This is a genomic window from Pseudomonas sp. B37(2017) (genome assembly GCF_002112885.1).
Classification (GTDB): domain Bacteria; phylum Pseudomonadota; class Gammaproteobacteria; order Pseudomonadales; family Pseudomonadaceae; genus Aquipseudomonas; species Aquipseudomonas paraglycinae.
The window spans coordinates 20,233-44,067 of record NZ_NEIX01000011.1; the positions used below are offsets into that span (position 1 = coordinate 20,233).

Consider the following 23,835-nt stretch of genomic DNA (forward strand, 5'->3'; position numbering starts at 1 on the left):
CAGTGATTGAGCAGGTCTGCAACATTGCCGGACATGGCTTGGCAAACATTTGCAAGCCCCACTGGCCGCGCGCTCGACATCCGGGAGTAGCGCGGGCCGAATTGATCTGGTAAGTTCGCCCGCTTGCAGCCGCAGGGCCGGCAGGTGTCGGTGATGGAGCAATCCTGCGCAATGGATTACAAGAGTAGAGGCGGTCCATTTCATGCCCACCCAAGCAAAGCAACAGGCAAGTCAGACACTCAGCGGTTTCGAACCCTACGTCCCGAAAGCGGGCGAAGAGTACATGGGCGCTCCAATGCGCGCGCACTTCACCAAGATCCTGACCAAGTGGAAACTGGACTTGATGCAGGAAGTCGACCGCACTGTTGATCACATGAAAGACGAAGCGGCCAACTTTCCTGATCCGGCCGACCGTGCCAGTCAGGAAGAAGAGTTCGCCCTCGAGCTGCGCGCCCGCGACCGCGAGCGCAAACTGATCAAGAAGATCGACAAGACCCTGCAACTGATCGAAGACGAAGAGTACGGCTGGTGCGACTCTTGCGGCATCGAGATCGGCGTCAAGCGCCTCGAGGCCCGTCCGACTGCCGACATGTGCGTCGACTGCAAGAACCTGGCGGAAATCAAGGAAAAGCAGGTCGGCAAATAATCCCGGCCTGAACGAAAAACGGAGCGTGCGAACGCTCCGTTTTTGTTTCTGCTGTTCTTTGACTCTCAAGTAACATCGCCCTCATGACTGCCAACACCTCCCCCGCCTACATTGGCCGCTTTGCCCCGACCCCCAGTGGACACCTGCACTTTGGCTCGCTGGTAGCGGCGCTCGCTTCTTATCTGGATGCCCGCTCGGTGAATGGCCGCTGGCTGGTGCGCATGGAAGATCTCGATCCGCCTCGCGAAGAGCCGGGCGCGCAAGCGGCGATTCTCAAGGCACTGGAAAGCTATGGCTTCGAATGGGACGGCGAAATGGTCCGCCAGAGCGACCGGCACGAAGCCTATGCTCAAGTCCTCGACAGCCTGTTCAATCATGGCCTGGCCTACGCCTGCACCTGCTCGCGCAAACAACTGGAGCCGTACCACGGCATTTATCCGGGACTGTGCCGCAATGCCGGCCATGGTCAGGAAGACGCCGCGATCCGCCTGCGCGTGCCAGAGCTGGAATACCACTTCATCGACCGGGTGCAGGGCGAATACCGCCAGCACCTGGGCCGTGACGTGGGAGATTTCGTGATCCGCCGCCGCGACGGCCTCTACGCCTACCAACTGGCGGTGGTACTGGACGACGCGTGGCAGGGCATCACCGACATCGTGCGCGGTGCCGATCTGCTCGACTCCACGCCACGCCAGCTCTATCTGCAGGAATTGCTGGGCCTGCGCCAGCCGCGCTATCTGCATCTGCCACTGATTACCCAGCCGGACGGCAACAAGCTCGGCAAGTCCTATCGCTCGCCACCGCTGGAAGCCGATCAGGCCACACCATTGTTGCTGCGGGCCTTGCGCGCACTGGGGCAAAACCCGGGGCTCGAACTGGCCCACGCCTCGCCGCAGGAACTGTTGAACTGGGGCAGCGCCCACTGGGATGCCTTGAAAATCCCGCGCACACTGACCCTGCCCGAAGCGCAACTGCTGTGACGACACTTGCAGTGGCGCGCCCATCCGTTACCATCGCCGCACGTTTTCGGGCACGCGCATAAAAAAGAGAGGCCGGGATGTACATCTATCGCTTGGTCCTGCTTCTGGTCGTGGGGATCTACCTGTTTTCTCCCGCCATCATGGATTGGTGGATCGACGCTACGGGCGCCTGGTATCGCCCTTATCTGCTCTGGCTGATCCTGATTGTCGTGACCTTCATCCTGCAGAGCCAAAAAGATGCCGATGAGCTTTAGCCTGACCCAGATGCTGCTGATCAGCGCCGCCTACCTGGCCGCGCTGTTCGGGGTGGCGTGGATCAGTGAACGGGGCATGATCCCGCGGGCGATCATTCGCCATCCGTTGACCTACACCCTGTCGCTGGGGGTCTACGCCAGTGCGTGGGCGTTCTATGGCACGGTGGGTCTGGCCTATCAGTACGGCTACGGTTTTCTGTCCAGTTATCTCGGGGTATCCGGCGCGTTTCTGCTGGCGCCGGTGCTGCTGTATCCGATTCTGAAGATCACCCGCACTTATCAACTGTCGTCGCTGGCGGACCTGTTCGCCTTTCGCTTTCGCAGCACCTGGGCCGGTGCGCTGACCACGATTTTCATGCTGATCGGCGTATTGCCGTTGCTGGCGTTGCAGATCCAGGCCGTGGCCGACTCCATCGGCATCCTCACCGGCGAACCGGTGCAGAATCGCGTGGCCCTGGCGTTCTGTGCGCTGATCATTCTGTTCACGATCTTCTTCGGCTCCCGTCATATCGCCACCCGTGAAAAGCACGAAGGGCTGGTGTTCGCGATTGCCTTCGAATCGGTGATCAAACTGGCCGCCCTCGGCGGCGTTGGCCTCTACGCGCTGTACGGCGTATTCGACGGCCCGCAACAGCTCGAACTGTGGCTGCTGCAGAACCAGACCGCCCTCGCCGCCTTGCACACGCCATTGCAGGAAGGCCCGTGGCGCACGTTGCTGCTGGTGTTTTTCGCCTCAGCGATCGTGATGCCGCACATGTATCACATGACCTTCACTGAAAACCTCAACCCGCGCTCGCTGGTCAGCGCGAGCTGGGGCCTGCCGCTGTTCCTGCTGTTGATGAGCCTGGCCGTGCCGCTGATTCTCTGGGCCGGCCTGAAACTCGGCGCCACCACCAATCCGGAATACTTCACCCTCGGCATCGGCATCGCCGCCAACAGCAAGTCGCTGGCGTTGCTGGCCTACGTCGGCGGACTGTCGGCGGCCAGTGGCCTGATCATCGTCACCACGCTGGCGCTGTCGGGCATGGCACTGAACCATCTGGTGCTGCCGCTCTACCAGCCACCGGCCGAGGGCAATATCTATCGCTGGTTGAAATGGACCCGCCGGGCGCTGATCGTCGCGATCATCATGGCCGGTTTCTGCTTCTATCTGATGCTGGGCGCCGAGCAGGATCTGGCCAACCTTGGCATCGTCGCCTTCGTCGCGACCCTGCAATTCCTGCCGGGTGTGCTGTCGGTGCTGTACTGGCCGACCGCCAATCGCCGCGGCTTTATCGCCGGTCTGCTGGCGGGGATTGTGGTGTGGGTAGTGACCATGCTCTTGCCGCTGGTCGGCAACCTGCAGGGTTTCTATATTCCGCTGCTGAACATGATCTACGTGCTGGACGACACCAGTTGGCACATGGCAGCCATCGCCTCGCTGGCGGCCAACGTTCTGATGTTCACGCTGATTTCGCTGTTCACCAATGCCAGCCCGGAAGAGGCCAGCGCTGCCGAAGCCTGCGCTGTGGATAACGTACGTCGTCCGCAGCGCCGCGAATTGCACGCAGCCTCCCCGCAAGAGTTCGCCACGCAACTGGCCAAGCCGCTGGGCGCCAAGGCTGCGCAGAAAGAAGTCGAACAGGCCCTGCGCGACCTTTATCTGCCATTCGACGAGCGCCGCCCTTATGCCCTGCGCCGCCTGCGTGACCGGATCGAAGCCAACCTCTCCGGCCTGATGGGCCCGAGCGTCGCCCAGGACATGGTGGAAACCTTCCTGCCCTACAAGGCCGGCGGCGAAAACTACGTCACCGAAGACATCCACTTCATTGAAAGCCGCCTCGAGGATTACCACTCGCGTCTGACCGGGCTGGCCGCCGAACTCGACGCCCTGCGCCGCTACCACCGCCAGACCCTGCAGGAACTGCCGATGGGCGTCTGCTCGCTGGCCAAGGATCAGGAGATCCTGATGTGGAACAAGGCCATGGAAGAACTGACCGGGATTGCCGCGCAACGGGTGGTCGGCTCGCGCCTGAGCACCATCGCCAATCCGTGGAAAGATCTGTTGCAAGGCTTCATCCACCTGCCCGACGAGCACTTGCACAAACAGCATCTGGCCCTCGACGGCCAGACCCGCTGGCTGAACCTGCACAAAGCGGCCATCGACGAGCCGCTGGCACCGGGCAACAGCGGCCTGGTGCTGCTGGTGGAAGACCTGACCGAAACCCAGATGCTCGAAGACAAACTGGTGCATTCCGAGCGTCTGGCCAGCATCGGTCGACTCGCAGCGGGTGTTGCTCACGAAATCGGCAATCCGATCACCGGCATCGCCTGCCTCGCGCAAAACCTGCGGGAAGAGCGCGAAGAGGACGGTGAGCTGACGGAAATCAGCGGCCAGATCCTCGAGCAGACCAAGCGCGTTTCACGCATCGTCCAGTCGTTGATGAGCTTCGCCCACGCCGGCAGCCATCAGCACAGCGACGAGCCCGTCTGTCTGGCGGAAGTAGCCCAGGACGCCATCGGCCTGCTGGCCCTGAACCGGCGCAATTTCGAAGTCCAGTTCTACAACCTGTGCGATCCCGATCACTGGGTCGAAGGCGATCCGCAGCGGCTCGCCCAGGTTTTGATCAATCTGCTCTCCAACGCCCGTGACGCCTCGCCTGCCGGCAGTGCGGTACGCGTGAAGAGTGAAGCCGGCGAACACACGGTCGATCTGATCGTCGAAGACGAAGGCAGCGGTATTCCGTCGAGCATCATGGACCGATTGTTCGAACCCTTCTTCACCACCAAGGATCCTGGCGAAGGCACCGGTCTGGGCCTTGCACTGGTCTATTCCATCGTTGAAGAGCATTATGGACAAATCACCATCGACAGCCCGGCTGATGTTCAGAGCCAGCGCGGCACCTGTATCCGGGTGACATTGCCGCGCCATGTCGAAGCGACGTCCGCTGTGAACTGAGACCGTCGAGAGTATCGAATCAATGCCGCACATTTTGATCGTCGAAGACGAAACCATTATCCGCTCCGCCTTGCGCCGCCTGCTGGAACGCAACCAGTATCAGGTCAGCGAAGCCGGTTCAGTGCAGGAAGCACAAGAACGCTTCAGTATTCCCACATTCGATCTGATCGTCAGCGACCTGCGACTGCCGGGCGCTCCGGGCACCGAGCTCATCAAGCTCGGCCAGGGCACGCCGGTGCTGATCATGACCAGCTACGCCAGCCTGCGCTCGGCGGTCGACTCGATGAAGATGGGCGCGGTGGATTACATCGCCAAGCCTTTCGACCACGATGAAATGCTTCAGGCTGTCGCGCGGATCCTGCGCGATCGCCAGTCGGCGCCTGCCGCTGGCGAAGCGGCTCCCGCGAAATCGGCCAATGGCAGCGGCAAATCCGCCATCGACAACAGCAATGGCGAAATCGGCATCATCGGCTCGTGTCCGCCGATGCAGGACCTTTACGGCAAGATCCGTAAAGTCGCGCCGACCGATTCCAATGTGCTGATCCAGGGCGAATCCGGTACCGGTAAAGAACTGGTGGCCCGCGCCCTGCACAACCTGTCGAAACGCGCCAAGGCGCCGATGATCTCGGTGAACTGCGCCGCCATCCCGGAAAGCCTGATCGAGTCCGAACTGTTCGGTCACGAGAAAGGTGCGTTCACCGGTGCCAGCGCCGGTCGCGCGGGTCTGGTGGAAGCGGCGGACGGCGGCACGCTGTTCCTCGACGAGATCGGCGAATTGCCACTGGAAGCCCAGGCTCGCCTATTGCGCGTATTGCAGGAAGGCGAGATTCGCCGGGTTGGCTCGGTTCAGTCGCAGAAGGTCGATGTCCGGTTGATCGCCGCGACCCACCGGGACCTCAAGAGCCTGGCGAAAATCGGTCAGTTCCGTGAAGACTTGTACTACCGCCTCCATGTGATCGCGTTGAAACTGCCGGCCCTGCGCGAGCGTGGCGCCGACGTCAACGAAATCGCCAATGCGTTCCTTGCTCGTCAGAGCGCCCGCATCAACCGCACCGACCTGAAATTTGCCGCCGATGCCGAACAGGCGATCCGGCACTATTCCTGGCCGGGTAACGTGCGGGAGCTGGAAAACGCCGTCGAGCGCGCCGTGATTCTGAGCGAAAGCCCGGAAATTTCTGCCGACCTGCTGGGCATCGACATCGAGCTGGGCGATCTGGAGGACGACGAATTCATCGGCCTGCCGGCTCAACAGCCCGGTAACGCCAGCAACAGCAGCCACGAACCGACCGAAGATCTGTCACTGGAAGACTACTTCCAGCATTTCGTACTCGAGCATCAGGACCACATGACCGAGACCGAACTGGCGCGCAAACTGGGCGTCAGCCGCAAATGCCTGTGGGAACGTCGTCAGCGTCTGGGCATTCCACGGCGCAAGACCGGGGTCGCCAGCGAGAGCTGAACGTTACCTGTCGAGTGTGCGGGTAACGGTTGAGGATGTGAAAAAACTGTTACCTCAGTCTTTTCACGTAACAGAAGCCGGGGTTATCGGTAACGAAACCCCGGCTTTTTTTCGCCCTGCGAAAACGGTTATATCGACCTAACCCCTTGTTTTATTGGGGTTCGCAAAAGTTGGCACGGCACCTGCTATATGTTTGGTACAAGAACAATAACAAGCAATGCACAAGACAATAAAAATAAGACGAATCGACTCACGCACAATAAAAACAAGACGGCGAGAGGCGCAGCTAACTGATTCTTTTGGAGAGGCGTTGTATTTGGGGCTAGCCCCACGACCAGGCCGAGAACAACAAAAACTGTCTTAAGACAGAGCCTGTACTGGTTGGATCGCAAGATCACTGCAACACAGCGACCAAAGCAATCCGTTTGCTCTTGGCTCCCGATTGGGAGGGTCATGAAGAAAAAGCTTCATGGCGAGGGCACTCAACAAAAACAAGAAGCCCGAATCAATAATAAAAAGAGCACGCAACTACTTCTTGGGGAGCTTCGGCTCCCCTTGTAGTTTCTCCTTTACGGCAAATCCCCCCTTCTGACGCATCTTCATCCCCTCTAGCCTGCGGCTTGCAGCGCAAAACGGCAGCGTCCTACACCATCCCTCGACTAAATGCTAGAATCCCGGCCCATCATGCGGTCATTCTCTGGTATGGCCGAACATTCCTTCAAACAGTGCATCCCATGCTGAAGAAGCTGTTCCAGTCATTCCGAACTCCCCTGCGTCGTACGCAACACATCCGTAGCACGCCTGAAGTCCTCAACAGCGGCCAACATTCGCTGCAGAAGGCGCAATTCAGCCGTTACGCGGTCAACATCGTCGAACGTCTGCAGGGCGCCGGCTACCAGGCCTACCTGGTTGGCGGTTGCGTGCGAGACATGCTGCTGGGCATCACGCCCAAAGACTTCGACGTCGCCACCAGCGCCACCCCCGAGCAGGTTCGTGCCGAGTTCCGCAATGCGCGGATCATCGGTCGCCGCTTCAAGCTGGTACACATCCATTTCGGTCGCGAAATCATCGAAGTCGCGACCTTCCGCGCCAATCACCCGCAAAACGAAGACGACGAAGACAGCAACCAGTCTTCGCGCAACGAGAGCGGGCGCATTCTGCGTGACAACGTCTACGGCACACTGGAAGAGGACGCGCAACGCCGCGACTTCACCATCAACGCCCTGTATTACGACCCGGTCAGCGAACGCATCCTCGACTACGCCAACGGCGTGCACGACATCCGCAACCACCTGATCCGCCTCATCGGCGACCCGAAGCAGCGTTACCAGGAAGACCCGGTGCGGATGCTGCGGGCCGTGCGTTTCGCCGCCAAGCTCAATTTCGGTATCGAGAAGCACACCGTGCAGCCGATTCGCGAACTGGCGCCAATGCTGCGCGAGATTCCGTCGGCCCGCCTGTTCGAGGAAGTGCTCAAGCTGTTCCTCTCCGGTCACGGTGCCATCACCTTCGAGATGCTGGTCGACCTGCAACTGTTCGCGCCGCTGTTCCCGGCCAGTGCCGATGCGCTGGAACACAACCCGGAATACACCCACACGCTGATCAGCGAAGCACTGACCAACACCGACCTGCGGATCAAACAGAACAAACCGGTGACCCCGGCGTTCCTGTTCGCCGCGCTGCTGTGGCCTGCCCTGCCGGCCCGCGTGTTGCGTCTGCAAGAGCGCGGCATGCCGCCGATTCCGGCCATGCAGGAAGGCGCTCACGAACTGATCGCCGAACAGTGCCAGCGTATTGCGATTCCGAAACGCTTCACCATGCCGATCCGCGAGATCTGGGACATGCAGGAACGCCTGCCACGCCGCAGCGGCAAACGCGCCGACCTGCTGCTGGACAATCCGCGCTTCCGCGCCGGCTACGATTTCCTGCTGCTGCGTGAGAGCGCCGGTGAGCAGACCGATGGCTTGGGCGAATGGTGGACCGATTATCAGGACGCCAACGACAGCGAACGTCGCGACATGATCCGTGATCTCAGCGGTAAGGGTGATGACGCCAGTGGCGCACCGCGCAAGCGTCGCCGCAGCAGCGGTTCCAAGCGCAAACGCGCTGGCGCACCGAGCGCCACGGGCGAATAAGGCATGGAACGCATCTACATCGGCATGGGCAGCAACCTGGCTGACCCGGCCGAACAACTGCGCAGCGCGGTCGACGCACTGGGGCAATTGCCCGACACCGAGCTGGTCGGTGTGTCTGCCTTCTACCAAAGCGACTCGCTACTGCCGGGCCAACCGCGTTACACCAACGCGGTCGCCGCACTCGATAGCGCGCTTGCCCCGCTGGATCTGCTCGATGCCTTGCAGGCGATCGAAAACGATCAGGGCCGCGAACGCCTGGAGCGCTGGGGCCCGCGCACGCTGGATCTGGACATCCTGCTGTTCGGTGATCACCTGATCGACGAACCGCGCCTGAAAGTCCCGCATTACCACATGCAGGAACGCGCGTTCGTTCTCTATCCCTTGGCCGAACTGGCGCCCGAAGATCTGCGTCTGGCCGATGGCCGCGCTCTTGCCGATCTTCTCGCAGCCTGCCCGTTCGTCGGCCTCGAACGCCTCTCTAACGCCTGACACACACCGCTGATGCGGGAGCCAACCGGCTCCCGCATTTTGCTTTCTTGTAGGACAAAAAACCCGCCGATCAGGCCCGCCGGCCCGCTGAATCGCATCAGTAACGCCGGTAACACTCCCCTCGTAACAATGCGGTAACACATGCAATTGACTTCCTGAGGCCTCATCACGACTATAGGCGTCCCGCTGCCGCCAACCCGGCATACAAGGGCGCAATCCAGGCCTTATAAGCACGACAAAAGAGCGTGCGCCTGAATAGATGACGAATCACGCGCGTTACTCGCAGTAGTTTCCAAAGCGCCTGAACGAGGATTTTTTACATGCCAGCCATCACCCTGACCACGCTCCAGAGCCTCAAGCAGAAAGGTGAAAAGATCACCATGCTGACCTGCTATGACGCGACCTTCGCCCACGCCTGCAACGAGGCCGGTGTCGAAGTGCTGCTGGTGGGCGACTCCCTCGGCATGGTCCTGCAGGGTCACGACAGCACCCTGCCGGTGACCACCGCAGAAATGGCCTACCACGTGGCCAGCGTCAAACGCGGCAACTCTGATGCCCTGATCCTGGCCGACCTGCCGTTCATGGCCAACGCCACCCTTGAGCAAACCATGACCAACAGCGCCCTGCTGATGCAGGCCGGCGCACACATGGTCAAGGTCGAAGGCGCCTTGTGGCTGGCGGACTCGATCCGCCTGCTGGCCGAACGCGGTGTGCCGGTCTGCGCCCACATGGGCCTGACCCCGCAAGCCGTGAACATTCTCGGTGGCTATAAAGTGCAAGGCCGTAACGAGAACCAGGCACGCCAGATGCGCGCCGACGCGATCTCGCTTGAGCAGGCCGGTGCAGCCATGCTGCTGCTCGAATGCGTGCCGAGCGAACTGGCGGCTGAAATCAGCCAGGCTGTAAAAATCCCGGTGATCGGCATTGGCGCCGGTTCGGATACCGACGGTCAGGTGCTGGTACTGCACGACATGCTCGGCCTGTCGATCAGCGGTCGCGTGCCGAAGTTCGTGAAGAACTTCATGCAGGGTCAGGACAGCATCCAGTCCGCGCTGAAGGCTTACGTCAGTGAAGTCAAAGCCACCACTTTCCCCGGGATCGAACACGGATTCTCTGCATGAACACCGTCAAAACCGTACGTGAATTGCGCGCCGCCGTGGCGCGCGCCCGCAGTGAAGGCAAGCGCATCGGCTTCGTGCCGACCATGGGCAACCTGCACAGCGGCCACATTGCCCTGATCACCAAGGCCACCCAGCGTGTGGACTTCGTGGTTGCGAGCATTTTCGTCAACCCGCTGCAGTTCGGCGCCGGCGAAGATCTCGACAAGTACCCGCGCACCCTGGCGGCGGATCAGGAAAAACTGCTGGAAGCCGGATGCGATCTGCTGTTCGCCCCGACCGTCGAGGAAATGTACCCCGACGGCATGGCCGGTCAGACCCGGGTCAGCGTGCCGCAATTGTCCGAAGGCCTGTGCGGCGCCAGCCGTCCGGGGCACTTCGAAGGCGTGGCGACGGTAGTCAGCAAGCTGTTCAACATGGTCCAGCCGGACCTGGCGATCTTTGGCCAGAAAGACTTCCAGCAACTGGCGGTGATCCGCGCGCTGGTGCACGACCTGAACATGCCGATCCAGATCATTGGCGAGCCGACCGTACGCGCCGCCGACGGTCTGGCGCTGTCGTCGCGCAACGGATTCCTCAGTGAAGAACAGCGCGCCGTGGCGCCGGTGGTCTATCGCACCCTGAGCAGCATTGCCGAGTCGATCAAGCAAGGCGAGCGCGACTTCCCTGCCCTGATCCAGGCGCAACGCCAGCAACTGGAAGCCGCCGGCCTGCGTCCGGACTACCTGGAAATCCGCCACGCCCTGACCCTGCGTCCGGCAACGGCGGAGGATCGCGATCTGGTGATTCTGGTCGCGGCCTTCCTCGGCACCACCCGGTTGATCGACAACCTGCATCTGAATCTCGATACCCCCGCCTGAACACCGGCAAACGCTGTGGGAGCAACCCCGCTCCCACAGCGTGTGCACGCACTTCCAGACCGTATTGCTGAGCACCTGCCCATCGGGCAAACTTCCTGCCGTTCGACGCCACGCGATAAGCAGGGACTTGCTCGCATTACTCGCCGTCTGTCGGCCCCGTCTGTTATCAATGTTAAAAAAGTACCGAAAACAGGTCAGACAAAGCCAAGACAGATCGCGGCGCTGGGTTTACTGTATTCGCCCTGCGCCAAAGTAATCGTGTCGACGCAGTTGCCCCCTCGCCCAAACATGGCGGGGAGGTCTTTTCAGAGTTCAAAAGGCCGTTCAAGTAAAAAGGAAAACCGCAGCGATGGCGTACTACCGCACTCCTCATGACGTTACCGCTCTGCCTGCCTGGCAAGCGTTGAAAGACCACCGCCAAGCCATGCAGGATTTCAGCATGCGCGAAGCCTTCAACGCCGATCCGCAGCGCTTCAATCAGTTCACTCTCAGCAGCTGCGGACTGTTTCTCGACTATTCGAAGAATCTGATCAACGCCGAGACCCGCAACCTGCTGGTGGGTCTGGCCAATGAAGTCGATCTCAAGGGCGCGATCAAGGCGCTGTTCGACGGCGAAATCGTCAACTCCTCCGAAGGCCGCCCGGCGCTGCACACCGCCCTGCGTCGCCCGGTTGGCGACAAGCTGTCGGTCAACGGCGTCAACGTGATGCCTGAAGTACACAAGGTGCTGAACCAGATCACCGATCTCGTGGGCCGCATCCACGACGGTCTGTGGCGCGGTTACACCGAGAAGCCGATCACTGACGTTGTGAACATCGGCATCGGTGGCTCGTTCCTCGGCCCCGAGCTGGTCTCCGAAGCCCTGCTGTCCTACGCCCAGAAAGGCGTGCGTTGCCATTACCTGGCGAACATCGACGGCAGCGAGTTCCACGAGCTGACGCAGAAACTGCGCGCCGAGACCACGCTGTTCATCGTTTCGTCGAAGTCGTTCAACACCCTCGAAACCCTGAAAAATGCCCAGGCCGCACGTGCCTGGTACCTGGCCCAGGGCGGTTCGGAAGCCGAGCTGTATCGCCACTTCATCGCCGTATCGAGCAACAATGCCGCCGCCGTGGCCTTCGGTATCCGCGAAGAGAACATCTTCCCGATGTGGGACTGGGTCGGCGGTCGTTACTCGCTGTGGTCGGCCATCGGCCTGCCAATCGCGCTGGCCATCGGCATGTCAAACTTCAAGGAACTGCTGTCCGGTGCCTACACCATGGACCAGCATTTCCAGAGCGCGCCGTTCGAACAGAACATGCCGGTACTGCTGGCCCTGCTCGGCGTGTGGTACGGCAACTTCTGGGGCGCGCAAAGCCACGCGATCCTGCCGTACGACCACTACCTGCGTAACATCACCAAGCACTTGCAACAGCTGGACATGGAATCCAACGGCAAGAGCGTACGTCAGGACGGCACCCCGGTGTCGACCGACACTGGCCCGGTGATCTGGGGCGGCGTCGGCTGCAATGGTCAGCATGCTTACCACCAGTTGCTGCACCAAGGCACCCAACTGATTCCGGCCGACTTCATTGTGCCGATCGTCAGCTTCAACCCGGTCTCCGACCACCACCAGTGGCTGTACGCCAACTGCCTCTCGCAGAGCCAGGCGCTGATGCTCGGCAAGACCCTGCCGGAAGCCGAAGCGGAACTGCGCGACAAGGGCATGAGCGAAGACCAGGTGCAGAAACTCGCACCGCACAAGGTGATCCCGGGCAACCGTCCGAGCAACACCCTTGTGGTCGAGCGCATCAGCCCGCGCCGTCTCGGCGCACTGGTGGCGATGTACGAACACAAAGTCTTCGTGCAAAGCGTGGTCTGGGGCATCAACGCCTTCGACCAGTGGGGCGTGGAGCTGGGCAAGGAACTGGGCAAAGGCGTGTACAACCGTCTGGTCGGCAGCGAAGAAACCGCCGCTGAAGACCCGTCCACCCAAGGCCTGATCAACTACTTCCGCGGCCGTCACCGCGGCTGATCCTGCCCTGAATACACCCCCTCGCCATGAGGGGGTGTTTGTTTACAGGTATTGAACCCTCTCGGCTCTCGGCGCATCTTTATCCTTGTCGCACAACAAGAATAAGGAACCGTCATGTTCGATATCAGCACGTTCCCCAAAGCCGATGCCGTCCGCCGGGCTGCACAGTTGAGTCAGGACGACTACCAGCGCCTGTACCGCGAATCCATTGAACACCCCAGCACCTTCTGGGCCGAACAGGCTACCCGCTTCCTCGACTGGAGCACGCCGTGGCAGACCGTCCAGCGCTATGACCTGAAGACCGGCGACGCCGCCTGGTTTGCCGGTGGCAAGCTGAACGTCAGCTACAACTGCATCGACCGCCATCTGGAAACGCGCGGCGATCAGACCGCCATCCTCTGGGAAGGCGACGACCCGGCCGAGTCGACGCAAATCACCTACAACAAACTCCATCACCACGTCTGCCGCCTGGCCAACGTGCTGAAAAGCCGTGGCGTGAAAAAAGGCGACCGGGTGTGCATCTACATGCCGATGATCCCCGAAGCCGCCTACGCCATGCTCGCCTGCGCACGGATCGGCGCGATTCACTCGGTAGTGTTTGGCGGTTTCTCCCCGGACTCATTGCGCGACCGCATTCTCGACGCCGACTGCCGCACCGTGATCACCGCCGACGAGGGCGTGCGCGGTGGCAAATTCGTGCCGCTGAAACAGAACGTCGACAAGGCCCTCCAGAGTTGTCCGAATGTCAGCACCGTCGTGGTGGTCGAGCGTACCCAGAACAAAGTCGACTGGGTCGAAGGCCGCGACCTCTGGTATCACCAGGCCGTGCGCGACGTCAGCGACGATTACCCGCCGGAACCGATGGACGCCGAAGACCCGCTGTTCATCCTCTACACCTCCGGCAGCACCGGCAAACCCAAGGGCGTGCTGCACACCACCGGCGGTTACCTGCTGCAAGCGGCGATGACCTTCAAGTACGTCCTCGATTATCGCGACGGTGAAGTGTTCTGGTGCACCGCCGACGTCGGCTGGGTCACCGGCCACAGCTATATCGTCTACGGCCCGCTGGCCAACGGCGCCACCACGCTGATTTTCGAGGGTGTGCCGAGCTACCCGAGCACTTCGCGTTTCTGGCAGGTGATCGACAAACACAAGGTCAACATTTTCTACACCGCCCCCACCGCCCTGCGCGCGTTGATGCGTGAAGGCGCCGGCCCCTTGCAGGAAACTTCGCGACAAAGCCTCAGATTGCTCGGCAGTGTCGGTGAGCCGATCAACCCGGAAGCGTGGGAATGGTATTTCAACGTCGTAGGCGAACAACGCTGCCCGATAGTCGATACGTGGTGGCAGACCGAAACCGGCGGCATCATGCTCAGCCCGCTGGTCAGCGCCCAGCGGATCAAACCGGGCTGCGCCACACAGCCGATGTTCGGCGTGCAACCGGTGCTGCTCGATGAGCACGGCAAGGAAATCAAAGGCGCCGGCAGCGGCGTGCTGGCGATCAAGTCGAGCTGGCCGGCGCAGATCCGCAGCGTATACGGCGATCCGCAGCGCATGGTCGACACCTACTTCAAGCCCTATCCCGGTTACTACTTCACCGGCGACGGCGCCCGCCGCGACGAGGACGGCGATTACTGGATCACCGGGCGCATCGATGACGTGATCAATGTCTCCGGCCATCGCATCGGTACCGCCGAGGTGGAAAGTGCGCTGGTGCTGCACGACAGCATCGCCGAAGCCGCCGTGGTCGGTTATCCCCACGACGTCAAAGGCCAGGGGATTTATGCGTTCGTCACACCGATGAACGGCACCGAGCCCAACGACGAGCTGAAAAAGGAACTGCTGGCCCACGTCAGCAAGGAAATCGGCAGCTTCGCCAAACCGGACCTGATTCAGTGGGCCCCGGCCCTGCCGAAGACCCGCTCGGGCAAGATCATGCGGCGGATCCTGCGCAAGATCGCCTGCAACGAACTCGACAGCCTCGGCGACACCTCGACGCTGGCGGATCCGAGCGTGGTGCAGGGCTTGATCGATAAACGCCTGAACCAGTAAGCGCAACTGCAAGTGGCGAGCCTCAAGCTTTTGAAGCTCGCCGCTTGCAGCCGAGTTGCTGCTAAACTCCCGCGCCCCGATTCCCTCCAGCAAGGCGCCCGCATGTCTTCCTTGAACCTGGCGCTGCGCGCCGCCCTCGATCAACGCCAGGATCTGCTCGCCGAGCTGCACCGCCAGGGCACCGACTGCTATCGGTTGTTCCATGGCAGCCAGGAAGGCGCCGGCGGCCTGACCATCGACCGCTACGGCCCGCAACTGATGGTGCAAAGTTTCCACCAGACCCTGGCGCGCGAAGACCTGCTGCAACTGCACGCCATGGTCAACCAGACCCTGGGCCTTGAAACCCTGCTGGTCTACAACGACCGCTCCCGTGGCAACTCGCGAATCGACCGTGAAGACAGCGTCTACCGCGCCGACGACGCCGCGCTGGCCGATCTGGTCGGCCACGAATGGGGCCTGAATTATCGTGTGCGCGGACGCCACGCCGGGCAGGATCCGCTGCTGTTCCTCGACCTGCGCAACACCCGCGGCTGGGTCAAGGATCACGCCAAGGGCAAAAGCGTGCTCAACCTGTTTGCCTACACCTGCGGCGTCGGTCTGAGCGCAGCGGCCGGCGGGGCGCACGAAGTGTGCAACCTGGATTTCGCCGAGGGCAATCTGGCAGTGGGGCGCGAGAACGGTCAGCTCAATCCGCAACTGCCTACCATGGAATTCATCCAGTCCGACTACTTCCCGGCGATCCGCCAACTGGCCGGCCTGCCGATCAGTCAGCGTCGCGGGCAGAAACTGCCGAGCTATCAGCGCCTCGAACAGCGCCAGTACGACCTCGTGCTGCTCGACCCGCCCGCGTGGGCCAAGAGCGCGTTCGGCACCGTCGACCTGCTGCGCGATTATCAAAGCCTGCTCAAGCCGGCCCTGCTGACCACCGCCGAGAATGGCGTGCTGATCTGCTGCAACAATCTGGCGAAAGTCAGCATGGATGACTGGCGCGAACAGGTGCTGCGCTGCGCCGAAAAAGCCGGGCGGCCGGTGCGTGAATGGAGCGTGATGACGCCAGGTGCCGACTTCCCTTCGCGGGATCAACAACCGCCGTTGAAGACACTGATTCTGCAGCTCTGACCTTTACCCCTGCAGGAGCTGCCTTCGGAAGCTCCTACAGAAATTGCAGACAAATCTGAACAATCCTGTCTCGCGCGATGTACTTCGGAACCGGAATCGCGTGCCATACTCCAAGGCACTCCGATTCAGACAGATGAAGCCGCACATGCCCAAAGGATTGATTCGCGCGATTGGCGCCCTGTTGACTGCCCTGGCCCTCTACAGCCTGCTGGGGTTCCTGATTTTGCCGGGCATTGCGCTCAGGGTGGTGAATCAGCAACTGGCCAACTACGCCACGGTGCCGGCGCATCTGCAGCGCATCGAACTCAACCCGTTCAGCCTTGAACTCACACTGTGGGGCCTGGTGATCGGCGAGCCGGGCAAGGAACAGGTCGGCTTCGAACGTCTGTACGCCAACCTGCAACTCGACAGTCTGTGGACCAAAGCCCTGCATCTATCCGACATCGAACTGGAAAAATCCAAAACAGAGATCCTGTTCGCCAAGGACGGTCAGCTCAATCTTCTCGGTCTGTTCAAGCTCCCGGCCAGCGAGCCCACCCCGGCCGATCCCGACGCCAAACCCTTTCCACTGCGCATCGACCGGATCCAGCTGGCCGGCGGCAACCTGCACTTCGTGGATGCGCGCCCCAGCGAGCCGATCGAATTCGTTTACGACAAACTCGATTTCGAGCTGAAAAACCTCAGCACCCTGCCTGAAGACAACGCCGACATGACCCTCGTCGCGATCGGCCCGGCCGGTGGGCAGATCGACTGGAAAGGCAATTTCAGCCTGGTTCCGATCGCCTCCGAAGGCACCCTCAAGATCACCGACGGCAAGATGAAAGCCTTCTGGCCTTACGTGCGCGACGCCGTGCCACTGGTGCTGGAAGAGGGTGTCGTCAGCCTGAGCACCGACTACAAGCTCAACCTGTCCAAGGAAACCGAACTGCTGCTGAGCAACGTCGCGGTCAACATCGCGCCGTTCGCCATCAAGGCGCCGGACGGACGTCAACTGGCGAAACTCGAGCGTCTCGACGTCAGCGACACCACCGTGGACCTGGCCAAACAGCAAGTGGTGGTCGGCAAGATCCGCAGCCAGAAACTGGAAACCTGGGCAGCCCTGGAAGCGGACGGACAACTGGACTGGCAAAAACTGTTCGCCAGCCAGCCATCGAAACCTGCCGCCAAAGCGGCTGCGGAACCTGCAAGCACACCAGCGGCCGCCGACTCGCCGAAACCCGAGCCGACCGCGCCGAGCAAGCCGTGGCAAGTGCTGCTCAAGGACGTGCAACTGCGTGACTACAAAGTGCATCTGGCCGACCGCTTGGCGAAGCCCGAAGTCACCCTGGATGTCACGCCGCTGAACGTCGATCTGCAAAATTTCGACAGCCTCAACGGCTCACCTTTCAATCTCAAACTCGACACCGGCCTGGGCAAGCAAGGCAAGATCAGCGCCGACGGCGTGGTCAACCTGGCCCCGGTCACCGCGCAGCTCAACGTGAAAACCCAGGACATCGACCTGCGGGTCGCCCAGTCCTACATCAACCCGTTCATTCGCCTCGAACTGCGCAGCGGCATGCTCGGCAGCGACCTGAAAGTGAACCTGAAAAGCACTGACCCGCTGGCCCTCAGCGTCACCGGTCGCGCTCAGGTCGATCAACTGCACACCCTCGACACCCTGAAAACCCGCGACTTCCTCAAGTGGCAGCAAGTGGTGGTCGAAGGCCTGAATTATCAGCACGGCGACAGCCTGTCGATCGACAAGGTCAACCTGTTCCAGCCGTACGCGCGGTTCATGATCAACGATGACCGCACCACCAACATCGACGACCTGTTGATCCCGCAACCGGCGGATTCCGGGGCGAAGACCGCCGCGGCGAAGCCGGCGAGCAATGACAAACCTCTGGGCATTCACATTGGTGGCATAGCGATTAATGACGGCTCGGCCAACTTCGCCGACTTCAGCCTGACCCCGAACTTTGCCACCGCGATCCAGCAACTCAACGGCCAGATCGGCACCATCGACAGCCGTCAGGCGAAGCCCGCCAGCGTCGACGTCAAAGGCAAGGTCGACCGCTATGCGCCGGTGACCATCAAGGGCGCGGTCAACCCGTTCGATCCGATGGCCAGCCTCGACATCGCCACCAGTTTCAAACGGGTCGAACTGACCACCCTGACCCCCTACTCCGGCAAGTTCGCCGGCTACCGGATCCGCAAGGGCCGGCTCAACCTCGACCTGCATTACCTGATCACCAAAGGCCAGCTCAAGGCCGAGAACAAGGTGGTGGTCGAGCAGCTGCAACTGGGTGAGAAAGTCGACAGCCCGGATGCCGTGAGCCTGCCGCTGAAACTGGCGATCGCCCTGCTCAAGGACGTCGACGGCAAGATCTCCATCGAGCTGCCGGTGACCGGGGACCTGAACAACCCGCAATTCAGCGTGATGCCGCTTGTCTGGCAGACCCTGCGCAACCTGATCGTCAAGGCCGCCGCCGCACCGTTCAAGCTGATTGGCGGGCTGGTCAGTGGTGGTGGCTCGGAAGACCTCGGCACCGTGTCCTTCGCGCCGGGTTCCAGCGACCTGAGCAAAGACGCCGAAGCGGCGCTGGTGAAACTGTCGCAAGCGCTGAAGGAGCGGCCGGCCCTGCGCCTGGAAATCGAAGGCACCGCGGCAAAAAGCAGTGACGGTCCGTTGCTCGCCGAACAGCGCCTGGAACGCGAATACCAGTACAACTACTACAAGATGCTCCAGCGCCGGGGCGACAAGGTGCCGGCTCAGGCTTCGCTGATCCAGGTACCGGACAACGAAAAAGGTCCATTGCTCGAAGGCATCTACCGCACCCGTCTGAAAACCCAGCCCCCGGCCGAATGGAAGGATCTGGGCAAGGAAGAACGCACCGCGAAAATGCGCGCCGATGTGATCAAGTTCTGGAGCTCCAGCGACGTGCTGCTGCGCCAGCTCGGTCAGGACCGGGCCAGCAGCATCAAGGATTACCTGGTGGACAAGGGCCAACTGGCCGACGATCGCGTGTACTTCATCGACGCCAATCTCGGAGAAGCGGAAAGCGACGGTCGAGTGGTGACACAAATGCATCTGGATGCCGAGTGATGAACTGCAAATGGCTGGCTGCACTGGGGCTGGCGTTGATCGCCAGCCAGGCTGCGGCGTCCGATACCCTGCGCTGCGGCAGCCAACTGGTGAGCCTTGGCGACCGCGCCAGCGAGGTGCTGCAGAAATGCGGTGAGCCGGTCAGTCGCGATCTGCTCGGTTACAAGCGCAGCGCCAACCGTCGTGAAGAGTTTCAGGTCGAGGAGTGGACCTACGGCCCGAGCAACGGCATGTATCAATACCTGCGCTTTGAAGGCAATCGCCTGAAGCAGATCAACAGCAAGCGCGGCAACTGACCTCCGCACTTTTCCTGCCCCTGAAATAGAACAGGCCCCGACACATGTGCCGGGGCCTGTAATGGCCACATTCCGTGTGGCCGTTCGCATGAACTCTAAAGTGCGGCAGACGTATTGCTCGGCCCGCCTGTCGCGTCTTCTCCCGGTTCAGGCGAGAAGTCTTGCCTTACTCGGCTTTCAGGCCGTCAGCGGAGACCGCTTTCACGCCTTTGATTTTCTTGGTGATGTTCACGGCGGTGGTTTTCTGGGCTTCGGTGATGGCGACCTCAGAGGACAGGGAAACCACACCTTTGTTGGTTTCGACTTTGATGTCGGTACCAGGAATGCCTTTTTCGGTTACCAGGTCGCTTTTGACTTTGGTAGTGATCCAGGTATCGGAAGTAGCTTCTTTCGCCTTGGTGACTTCACCGGCAGCCAGGGTCATTGGCGCCTGAGTGGTCTGAGTCGATTGAGCAAATGCACCCGAAGCCATGGTCAGGGTCAGCGCGGTAGCAGCAGCGGCAGTGATAGCGAACTTCTTCATACGAGTAACTCCTGTTTTTCTGGAAAGTCTGCTGCGTGTCTTGTCAGCAGGGTTACTGGAGATATTGCGAACGCTGTGCCAACTTTTAAAATCTCAATAAAACCTTATAAATCAACAACTTAAAAACTATGAATATTTTCGGAATCATGCAAATTGCATGACCGGTGAAATATCTACATGCAAGTTGCGGCTTTTCGGAAAGTTCCTAACACCCTGAAATTATTGAAGCTTTTGCTAGGTAGTCGACATGACGAAAATGCCCCGCAGAGCGGGGCATCGTTCGGACTCCCAAGCGGATCAGGTACCGCTTGCTGCGCAGCCTTTAGGGGAGTAGTCCGGCGCAACGGTCGTTGCACACGACCAGCCGTTGGCAGCAGTACGTGTGAGCGTGATGGTTTTGCCCACTACGGGTGCTGGCGCATTGGCCAGCGTACAAACGATGGTGCCCGCTCCATCAGCAGCGGTCCCCGAGGCGGTCAGTGCACAGTTGGAGGTGGTAGTGCCCGCATCGCCTTTAACGGCAGCCAGTGTGGGGTTCGTTCCTTGATTGATGATGTCTTCGAACGGCACTTTCATCGCCGAGATCTCGGCCAGCCCCGCCGTCACCTTCGACCGCGCCTGATATTTGGAGTACTGCGGCAGCGCCACAGTCGCGAGAATACCGATGATCGCCACAACGATCAGCAGCTCGATCAGAGTGAAACCTTGTTGTTTCTTCATAGACACGCTCCATGCATGAGTCGGAATCTCATGATCTGAAAAGGACTCAGCACAGCCCGTGCCAAGCGCTTTGAGCCCCGGCCCGCTGGGCGCTATCCGGCTGTCGTGCCGATTCCTACAACCTGCAACCGCACTATCTGACACTTTTTGTCACCTGCACCCCGCGCGTTTGGCGCTGTCACTTGACTAGGCTATAAGTCATGAACGGCAAGCATGTGGAAACCCCATGAATGACATCGCTCTGAGCGGTCTGGCCAAACAACTGGTCCAGGCCGAATTGCTCACGGAAAAGAGTGCCCAGCAAGCCTGGCAACAGGCGCAGCGCAATCGCCTGTCGCTGGTCAGTTACCTGGTGCAGAACAAACTGGTGAAGAGCTGGCAGGTCGCCGAAATAGCCTCGGAGCATTTCGGCATGGCATTTCTCGACCTCAACTGTCTCGACAAGGAAACCCAGCCCAAGGGCCTGGTCAGTGAAAAACTGGTGCGTCAGCACCACGCCCTGCCCCTCTGGCGGCGCGGCAACAAACTGTTCGTGGGGATTTCCGACCCGAGCAATCATCAGGCGATCAATGACATTCAGTTCAGCACCGGGCTGAGCACCGAAGCCATTCTGGTCGAGGACGACAAACTCACCGACGCCATTGAAAGATTCTTCGACACCCACGCCACCGGCCTGGAGGAGATGGCCGATGTCGACCTCGACGGGCTGGATATCGAATCGGTCGACGACAGCAAGCAGGACACGCTCGGCGGGATCGATGCGGACGATGCCCCGGTGGTGCGCTTCGTGCACAAGATGCTGCTGGACGCGATCAAGAGCGGCTCGTCCGACCTGCACTTCGAGCCTTACGAAAAGAATTACCGGGTGCGGGTGCGCACCGACGGCATTCTGCGGGAAGTGGCCAAGCCGCCGATTCAGCTCGCCGGGCGCATTGCCGCGCGCCTGAAAGTCATGGCCAGTCTCGACATTTCGGAACGGCGCAAACCCCAGGACGGGCGGATCAAGATGCGTCTGTCGAAGAGCAAGTCGATCGATTTCCGGGTCAACACTCTGCCCACGCTCTGGGGCGAGAAAGTGGTGATGCGGATCCTCGACCCGTCCAGCGCCCAGATCGGCATCGATGCCCTCGGCTACGAGCCGGAGCAGAAAGACCTGTACATGGCCGCCCTCAAGCAGCCGCAAGGCATGATTCTGGTGACCGGCCCCACCGGCTCGGGCAAGACCGTGTCGCTGTACACCGGGCTGAACATCCTCAATACCGTCGACATCAACATTTCTACCGCCGAAGACCCGGTGGAGATCAACATGGAAGGCATCAACCAGGTCAACGTCAATCCACGCCAAGGGTTGGACTTTGCCCAGGCCCTGCGCTCGTTCCTGCGTCAGGACCCGGACGTGATCATGGTCGGCGAGATCCGCGACCTCGAAACCGCCGAAATCGCGATCAAGGCCGCCCAGACCGGGCACCTCGTGTTGTCTACCCTGCACACCAACAGCGCAGCGGAAACTCTGACCCGCCTGCACAACATGGGCATTCCCGGCTTCAACATCGCGACCTCGGTGAGCCTGATCATTGCCCAGCGCCTGGCGCGAAAACTCTGCAGCCACTGCAAGAAACCCATCGAAATCCCTCGCGAAACCCTGATCAAGGAAGGTTTCCCCGAGGAACGCATCGGCCATTTCACGATCTATGAGCCCTCTGGTTGCGATCACTGCAACGGCGGGTACAAGGGTCGCGTGGGGATTTATGAAGTGGTGAAGAACACCCCCGAACTGCAACGGCTGATCATGGCCGAAGGCAACTCACTGGAAATCGATACCCAGATGCGCCGGGACGGCTTCAACGACCTGCGCACCTCGGGCCTGATCAAGGCCATGCAAGGCATCACCGGCCTTGAAGAAATCAACCGGGTCACCAAGGACTGAACATGGCGGTCAAGGCAGCGAAAGTCAGTGTCTACGCCTGGGAAGGCACGGACCGCAAAGGCAGCAAGGTGACCGGCGAGCTGAGCGGCCAGAACCCCGCACTGGTCAAGGCCCAGTTGCGCAAGCAAGGCATCAACCCCGGGAAGGTGCGCAAGAAATCCGCCTCGCTGCTGAGCTTCGGCAAGCGCATCAAGGCCCAGGACATTGCCCTGTTCACCCGGCAGATGGCGACCATGATGAAGGCCGGCGTACCGCTGTTGCAGTCGTTCGACATCATTGGCGAAGGCTTCGAGAACCCGGCCATGCGCAAGCTGGTCGACGAGGTGAAACAGGAAGTCGCCGCCGGCAACAGCTTCGCCGCCGCGCTGCGCAAGAAGCCTCAGTATTTTGACGAGTTGTACTGCAACCTGGTGGATGCCGGTGAGCAGTCCGGCGCGCTCGACACCCTGCTGGAACGGGTCGCGACCTACAAGGAAAAGAGCGAAAGCCTCAAGGCCAAGATCAAGAAGGCCATGACCTACCCGTCCGCAGTGGTGCTGGTGGCAGCGGTGGTTACCGGGATTCTGCTGGTCAAGGTGGTGCCGCAGTTTCAGTCGGTGTTCTCTGGCTTCGGTGCCGAACTGCCAGCCTTCACGTTGATGGTGATCAGCCTGTCCGAGTTCATGCAGCAATGGTGGTGGGCGATTCTCGGTTTGCTGGTGGCCGGTTTTTTCGGCACCCGCCATGCCCTGAAAAAATCCCAGGCCCTGCGCGACCGACGCGACGCCTGGTTTCTCAAGCTGCCGCTGGTGGGCACGCTGATGTACAAGTCCGCTGTGGCGCGGTTTGCCCGGACCCTGTCGACCACCTTCGCAGCCGGTGTGCCGTTGGTTGAAGCGCTGGACTCGGTGGCCGGGGCCACCGGCAACGTGGTGTTCAAGCGCGCTGTGCTGCGTATCCGTCAGGACGTTTCCACCGGCATGCAGCTGAACTTCTCGATGCGCTCCACCGGCATCTTTCCGAACATGGCGGTGCAGATGACCGCCATCGGCGAAGAGTCCGGCGCATTGGACGAGATGCTCGACAAGGTCGCGGGTTTCTATGAGGACGAAGTGGACAACATGGTCGACAACCTCACCAGCCTGATGGAGCCGTTCATCATGGTGGTGCTCGGGGTGATCGTCGGCGGTCTCGTAGTGGCGATGTACCTGCCGATCTTCCAACTCGGCTCAGCGATCTGA

General features: G+C 60.8%; 18 protein-coding genes. 16 read left to right on the forward strand and 2 right to left on the reverse strand.

The genetic code is table 11. From position 1 onward, the window contains the following. Positions 1-202: 202 nt before the first annotated feature. The 14 genes from dksA to CAF90_RS23605 all read left to right on the forward strand — a co-directional run bounded on the left by dksA (position 203) and on the right by CAF90_RS23605 (position 19,445). A complete protein-coding gene (gene dksA / locus CAF90_RS23545) occupies positions 203-646 on the forward strand; it encodes an RNA polymerase-binding protein DksA (protein WP_007959616.1) in 444 nt (147 codons plus the stop codon). Positions 647-729: 83 nt separating this feature from the next. After that, complete coding sequence (gene gluQRS / locus CAF90_RS23550; RefSeq protein WP_085608673.1) at positions 730-1,626, forward strand: tRNA glutamyl-Q(34) synthetase GluQRS; 897 nt, start codon at positions 730-732, stop codon at positions 1,624-1,626. A 77-nt stretch (positions 1,627-1,703) separates the two neighbouring features. Then, a complete protein-coding gene (locus CAF90_RS29380) occupies positions 1,704-1,880 on the forward strand; it encodes a hypothetical protein (RefSeq protein WP_003176118.1) in 177 nt (58 codons plus the stop codon). Beyond that, positions 1,864-4,818 (forward strand): sensor histidine kinase, encoded by a 2,955-nt coding sequence (locus CAF90_RS23555; protein WP_170929421.1) that lies wholly within the window; start codon positions 1,864-1,866, stop codon positions 4,816-4,818. The genes CAF90_RS29380 and CAF90_RS23555 overlap by 17 nt, the downstream gene beginning before the upstream one ends. A 22-nt stretch (positions 4,819-4,840) precedes the next feature. Continuing rightward, positions 4,841-6,277: a sigma-54 dependent transcriptional regulator gene (locus tag CAF90_RS23560; protein ID WP_085608675.1), complete on the forward strand. Its 1,437-nt coding sequence runs from the start codon at positions 4,841-4,843 to the stop codon at positions 6,275-6,277. 734 nt (positions 6,278-7,011) lie between these two features. Then, positions 7,012-8,412 carry a polynucleotide adenylyltransferase PcnB gene (locus CAF90_RS23565; RefSeq protein ID WP_007959609.1) on the forward strand — a complete coding sequence of 467 codons (1,401 nt, stop codon included), beginning with the start codon at positions 7,012-7,014 and terminating at the stop codon, positions 8,410-8,412. A gap of 3 nt (positions 8,413-8,415) precedes the next feature. Continuing rightward, positions 8,416-8,901 (forward strand): 2-amino-4-hydroxy-6-hydroxymethyldihydropteridine diphosphokinase, encoded by a 486-nt coding sequence (gene folK / locus CAF90_RS23570; RefSeq protein WP_085608676.1) that lies wholly within the window; start codon positions 8,416-8,418, stop codon positions 8,899-8,901. 320 nt (positions 8,902-9,221) lie between these two features. Beyond that, positions 9,222-10,022, forward strand: coding sequence for a 3-methyl-2-oxobutanoate hydroxymethyltransferase (gene panB, locus CAF90_RS23575; RefSeq protein WP_039771642.1), 801 nt, complete (start codon positions 9,222-9,224; stop codon positions 10,020-10,022). After that, positions 10,019-10,879, forward strand: a complete 861-nt coding sequence (gene panC, locus CAF90_RS23580) for a pantoate--beta-alanine ligase (RefSeq protein ID WP_007959604.1) — start codon at positions 10,019-10,021, stop codon at positions 10,877-10,879. The genes panB and panC overlap by 4 nt, the downstream gene beginning before the upstream one ends. Positions 10,880-11,228: 349 nt before the next feature. Next, complete coding sequence (pgi, locus tag CAF90_RS23585) at positions 11,229-12,893, forward strand: glucose-6-phosphate isomerase (RefSeq protein WP_007959603.1); 1,665 nt, start codon at positions 11,229-11,231, stop codon at positions 12,891-12,893. 114 nt (positions 12,894-13,007) lie between these two features. Continuing rightward, positions 13,008-14,945, forward strand: a complete 1,938-nt coding sequence (acs, locus tag CAF90_RS23590; protein WP_085608677.1) for an acetate--CoA ligase — start codon at positions 13,008-13,010, stop codon at positions 14,943-14,945. A 102-nt stretch (positions 14,946-15,047) separates the two neighbouring features. After that, positions 15,048-16,064, forward strand: coding sequence for a class I SAM-dependent rRNA methyltransferase (locus CAF90_RS23595; protein ID WP_085608678.1), 1,017 nt, complete (start codon positions 15,048-15,050; stop codon positions 16,062-16,064). Positions 16,065-16,197: 133 nt separating this feature from the next. After that, positions 16,198-19,149 (forward strand): DUF748 domain-containing protein, encoded by a 2,952-nt coding sequence (locus tag CAF90_RS23600; protein ID WP_085608679.1) that lies wholly within the window; start codon positions 16,198-16,200, stop codon positions 19,147-19,149. Beyond that, positions 19,149-19,445 (forward strand): DUF2845 domain-containing protein, encoded by a 297-nt coding sequence (locus CAF90_RS23605; protein WP_007959599.1) that lies wholly within the window; start codon positions 19,149-19,151, stop codon positions 19,443-19,445. Before CAF90_RS23600 ends, CAF90_RS23605 begins: the two co-directional genes overlap by 1 nt. 166 nt (positions 19,446-19,611) lie before the next feature. Here the strand turns inward: CAF90_RS23605 and CAF90_RS23610 are convergent, their stop codons facing one another. Then, the gene (locus CAF90_RS23610) at positions 19,612-19,968 is read right to left on the reverse strand and encodes a BON domain-containing protein (RefSeq protein ID WP_085608680.1); all 357 of its coding nucleotides are present in this window, start codon (positions 19,966-19,968) and stop codon (positions 19,612-19,614) included. A 297-nt stretch (positions 19,969-20,265) separates the two neighbouring features. Continuing rightward, on the reverse strand, positions 20,266-20,688 hold the full coding sequence (locus CAF90_RS23615) for a pilin (RefSeq protein ID WP_085608681.1): 423 nt from the start codon (positions 20,686-20,688) through the stop codon (positions 20,266-20,268). A 226-nt stretch (positions 20,689-20,914) separates the two neighbouring features. Here CAF90_RS23615 and pilB point away from each other — a divergent pair, with 226 nt between their 5' ends. Both pilB and CAF90_RS23625 read left to right on the forward strand, forming a co-directional pair. Further along, positions 20,915-22,615 (forward strand): type IV-A pilus assembly ATPase PilB, encoded by a 1,701-nt coding sequence (gene pilB, locus CAF90_RS23620; protein WP_085608682.1) that lies wholly within the window; start codon positions 20,915-20,917, stop codon positions 22,613-22,615. Between the two features lie 2 nt (positions 22,616-22,617). Beyond that, positions 22,618-23,835, forward strand: a complete 1,218-nt coding sequence (locus CAF90_RS23625; RefSeq protein WP_085608683.1) for a type II secretion system F family protein — start codon at positions 22,618-22,620, stop codon at positions 23,833-23,835.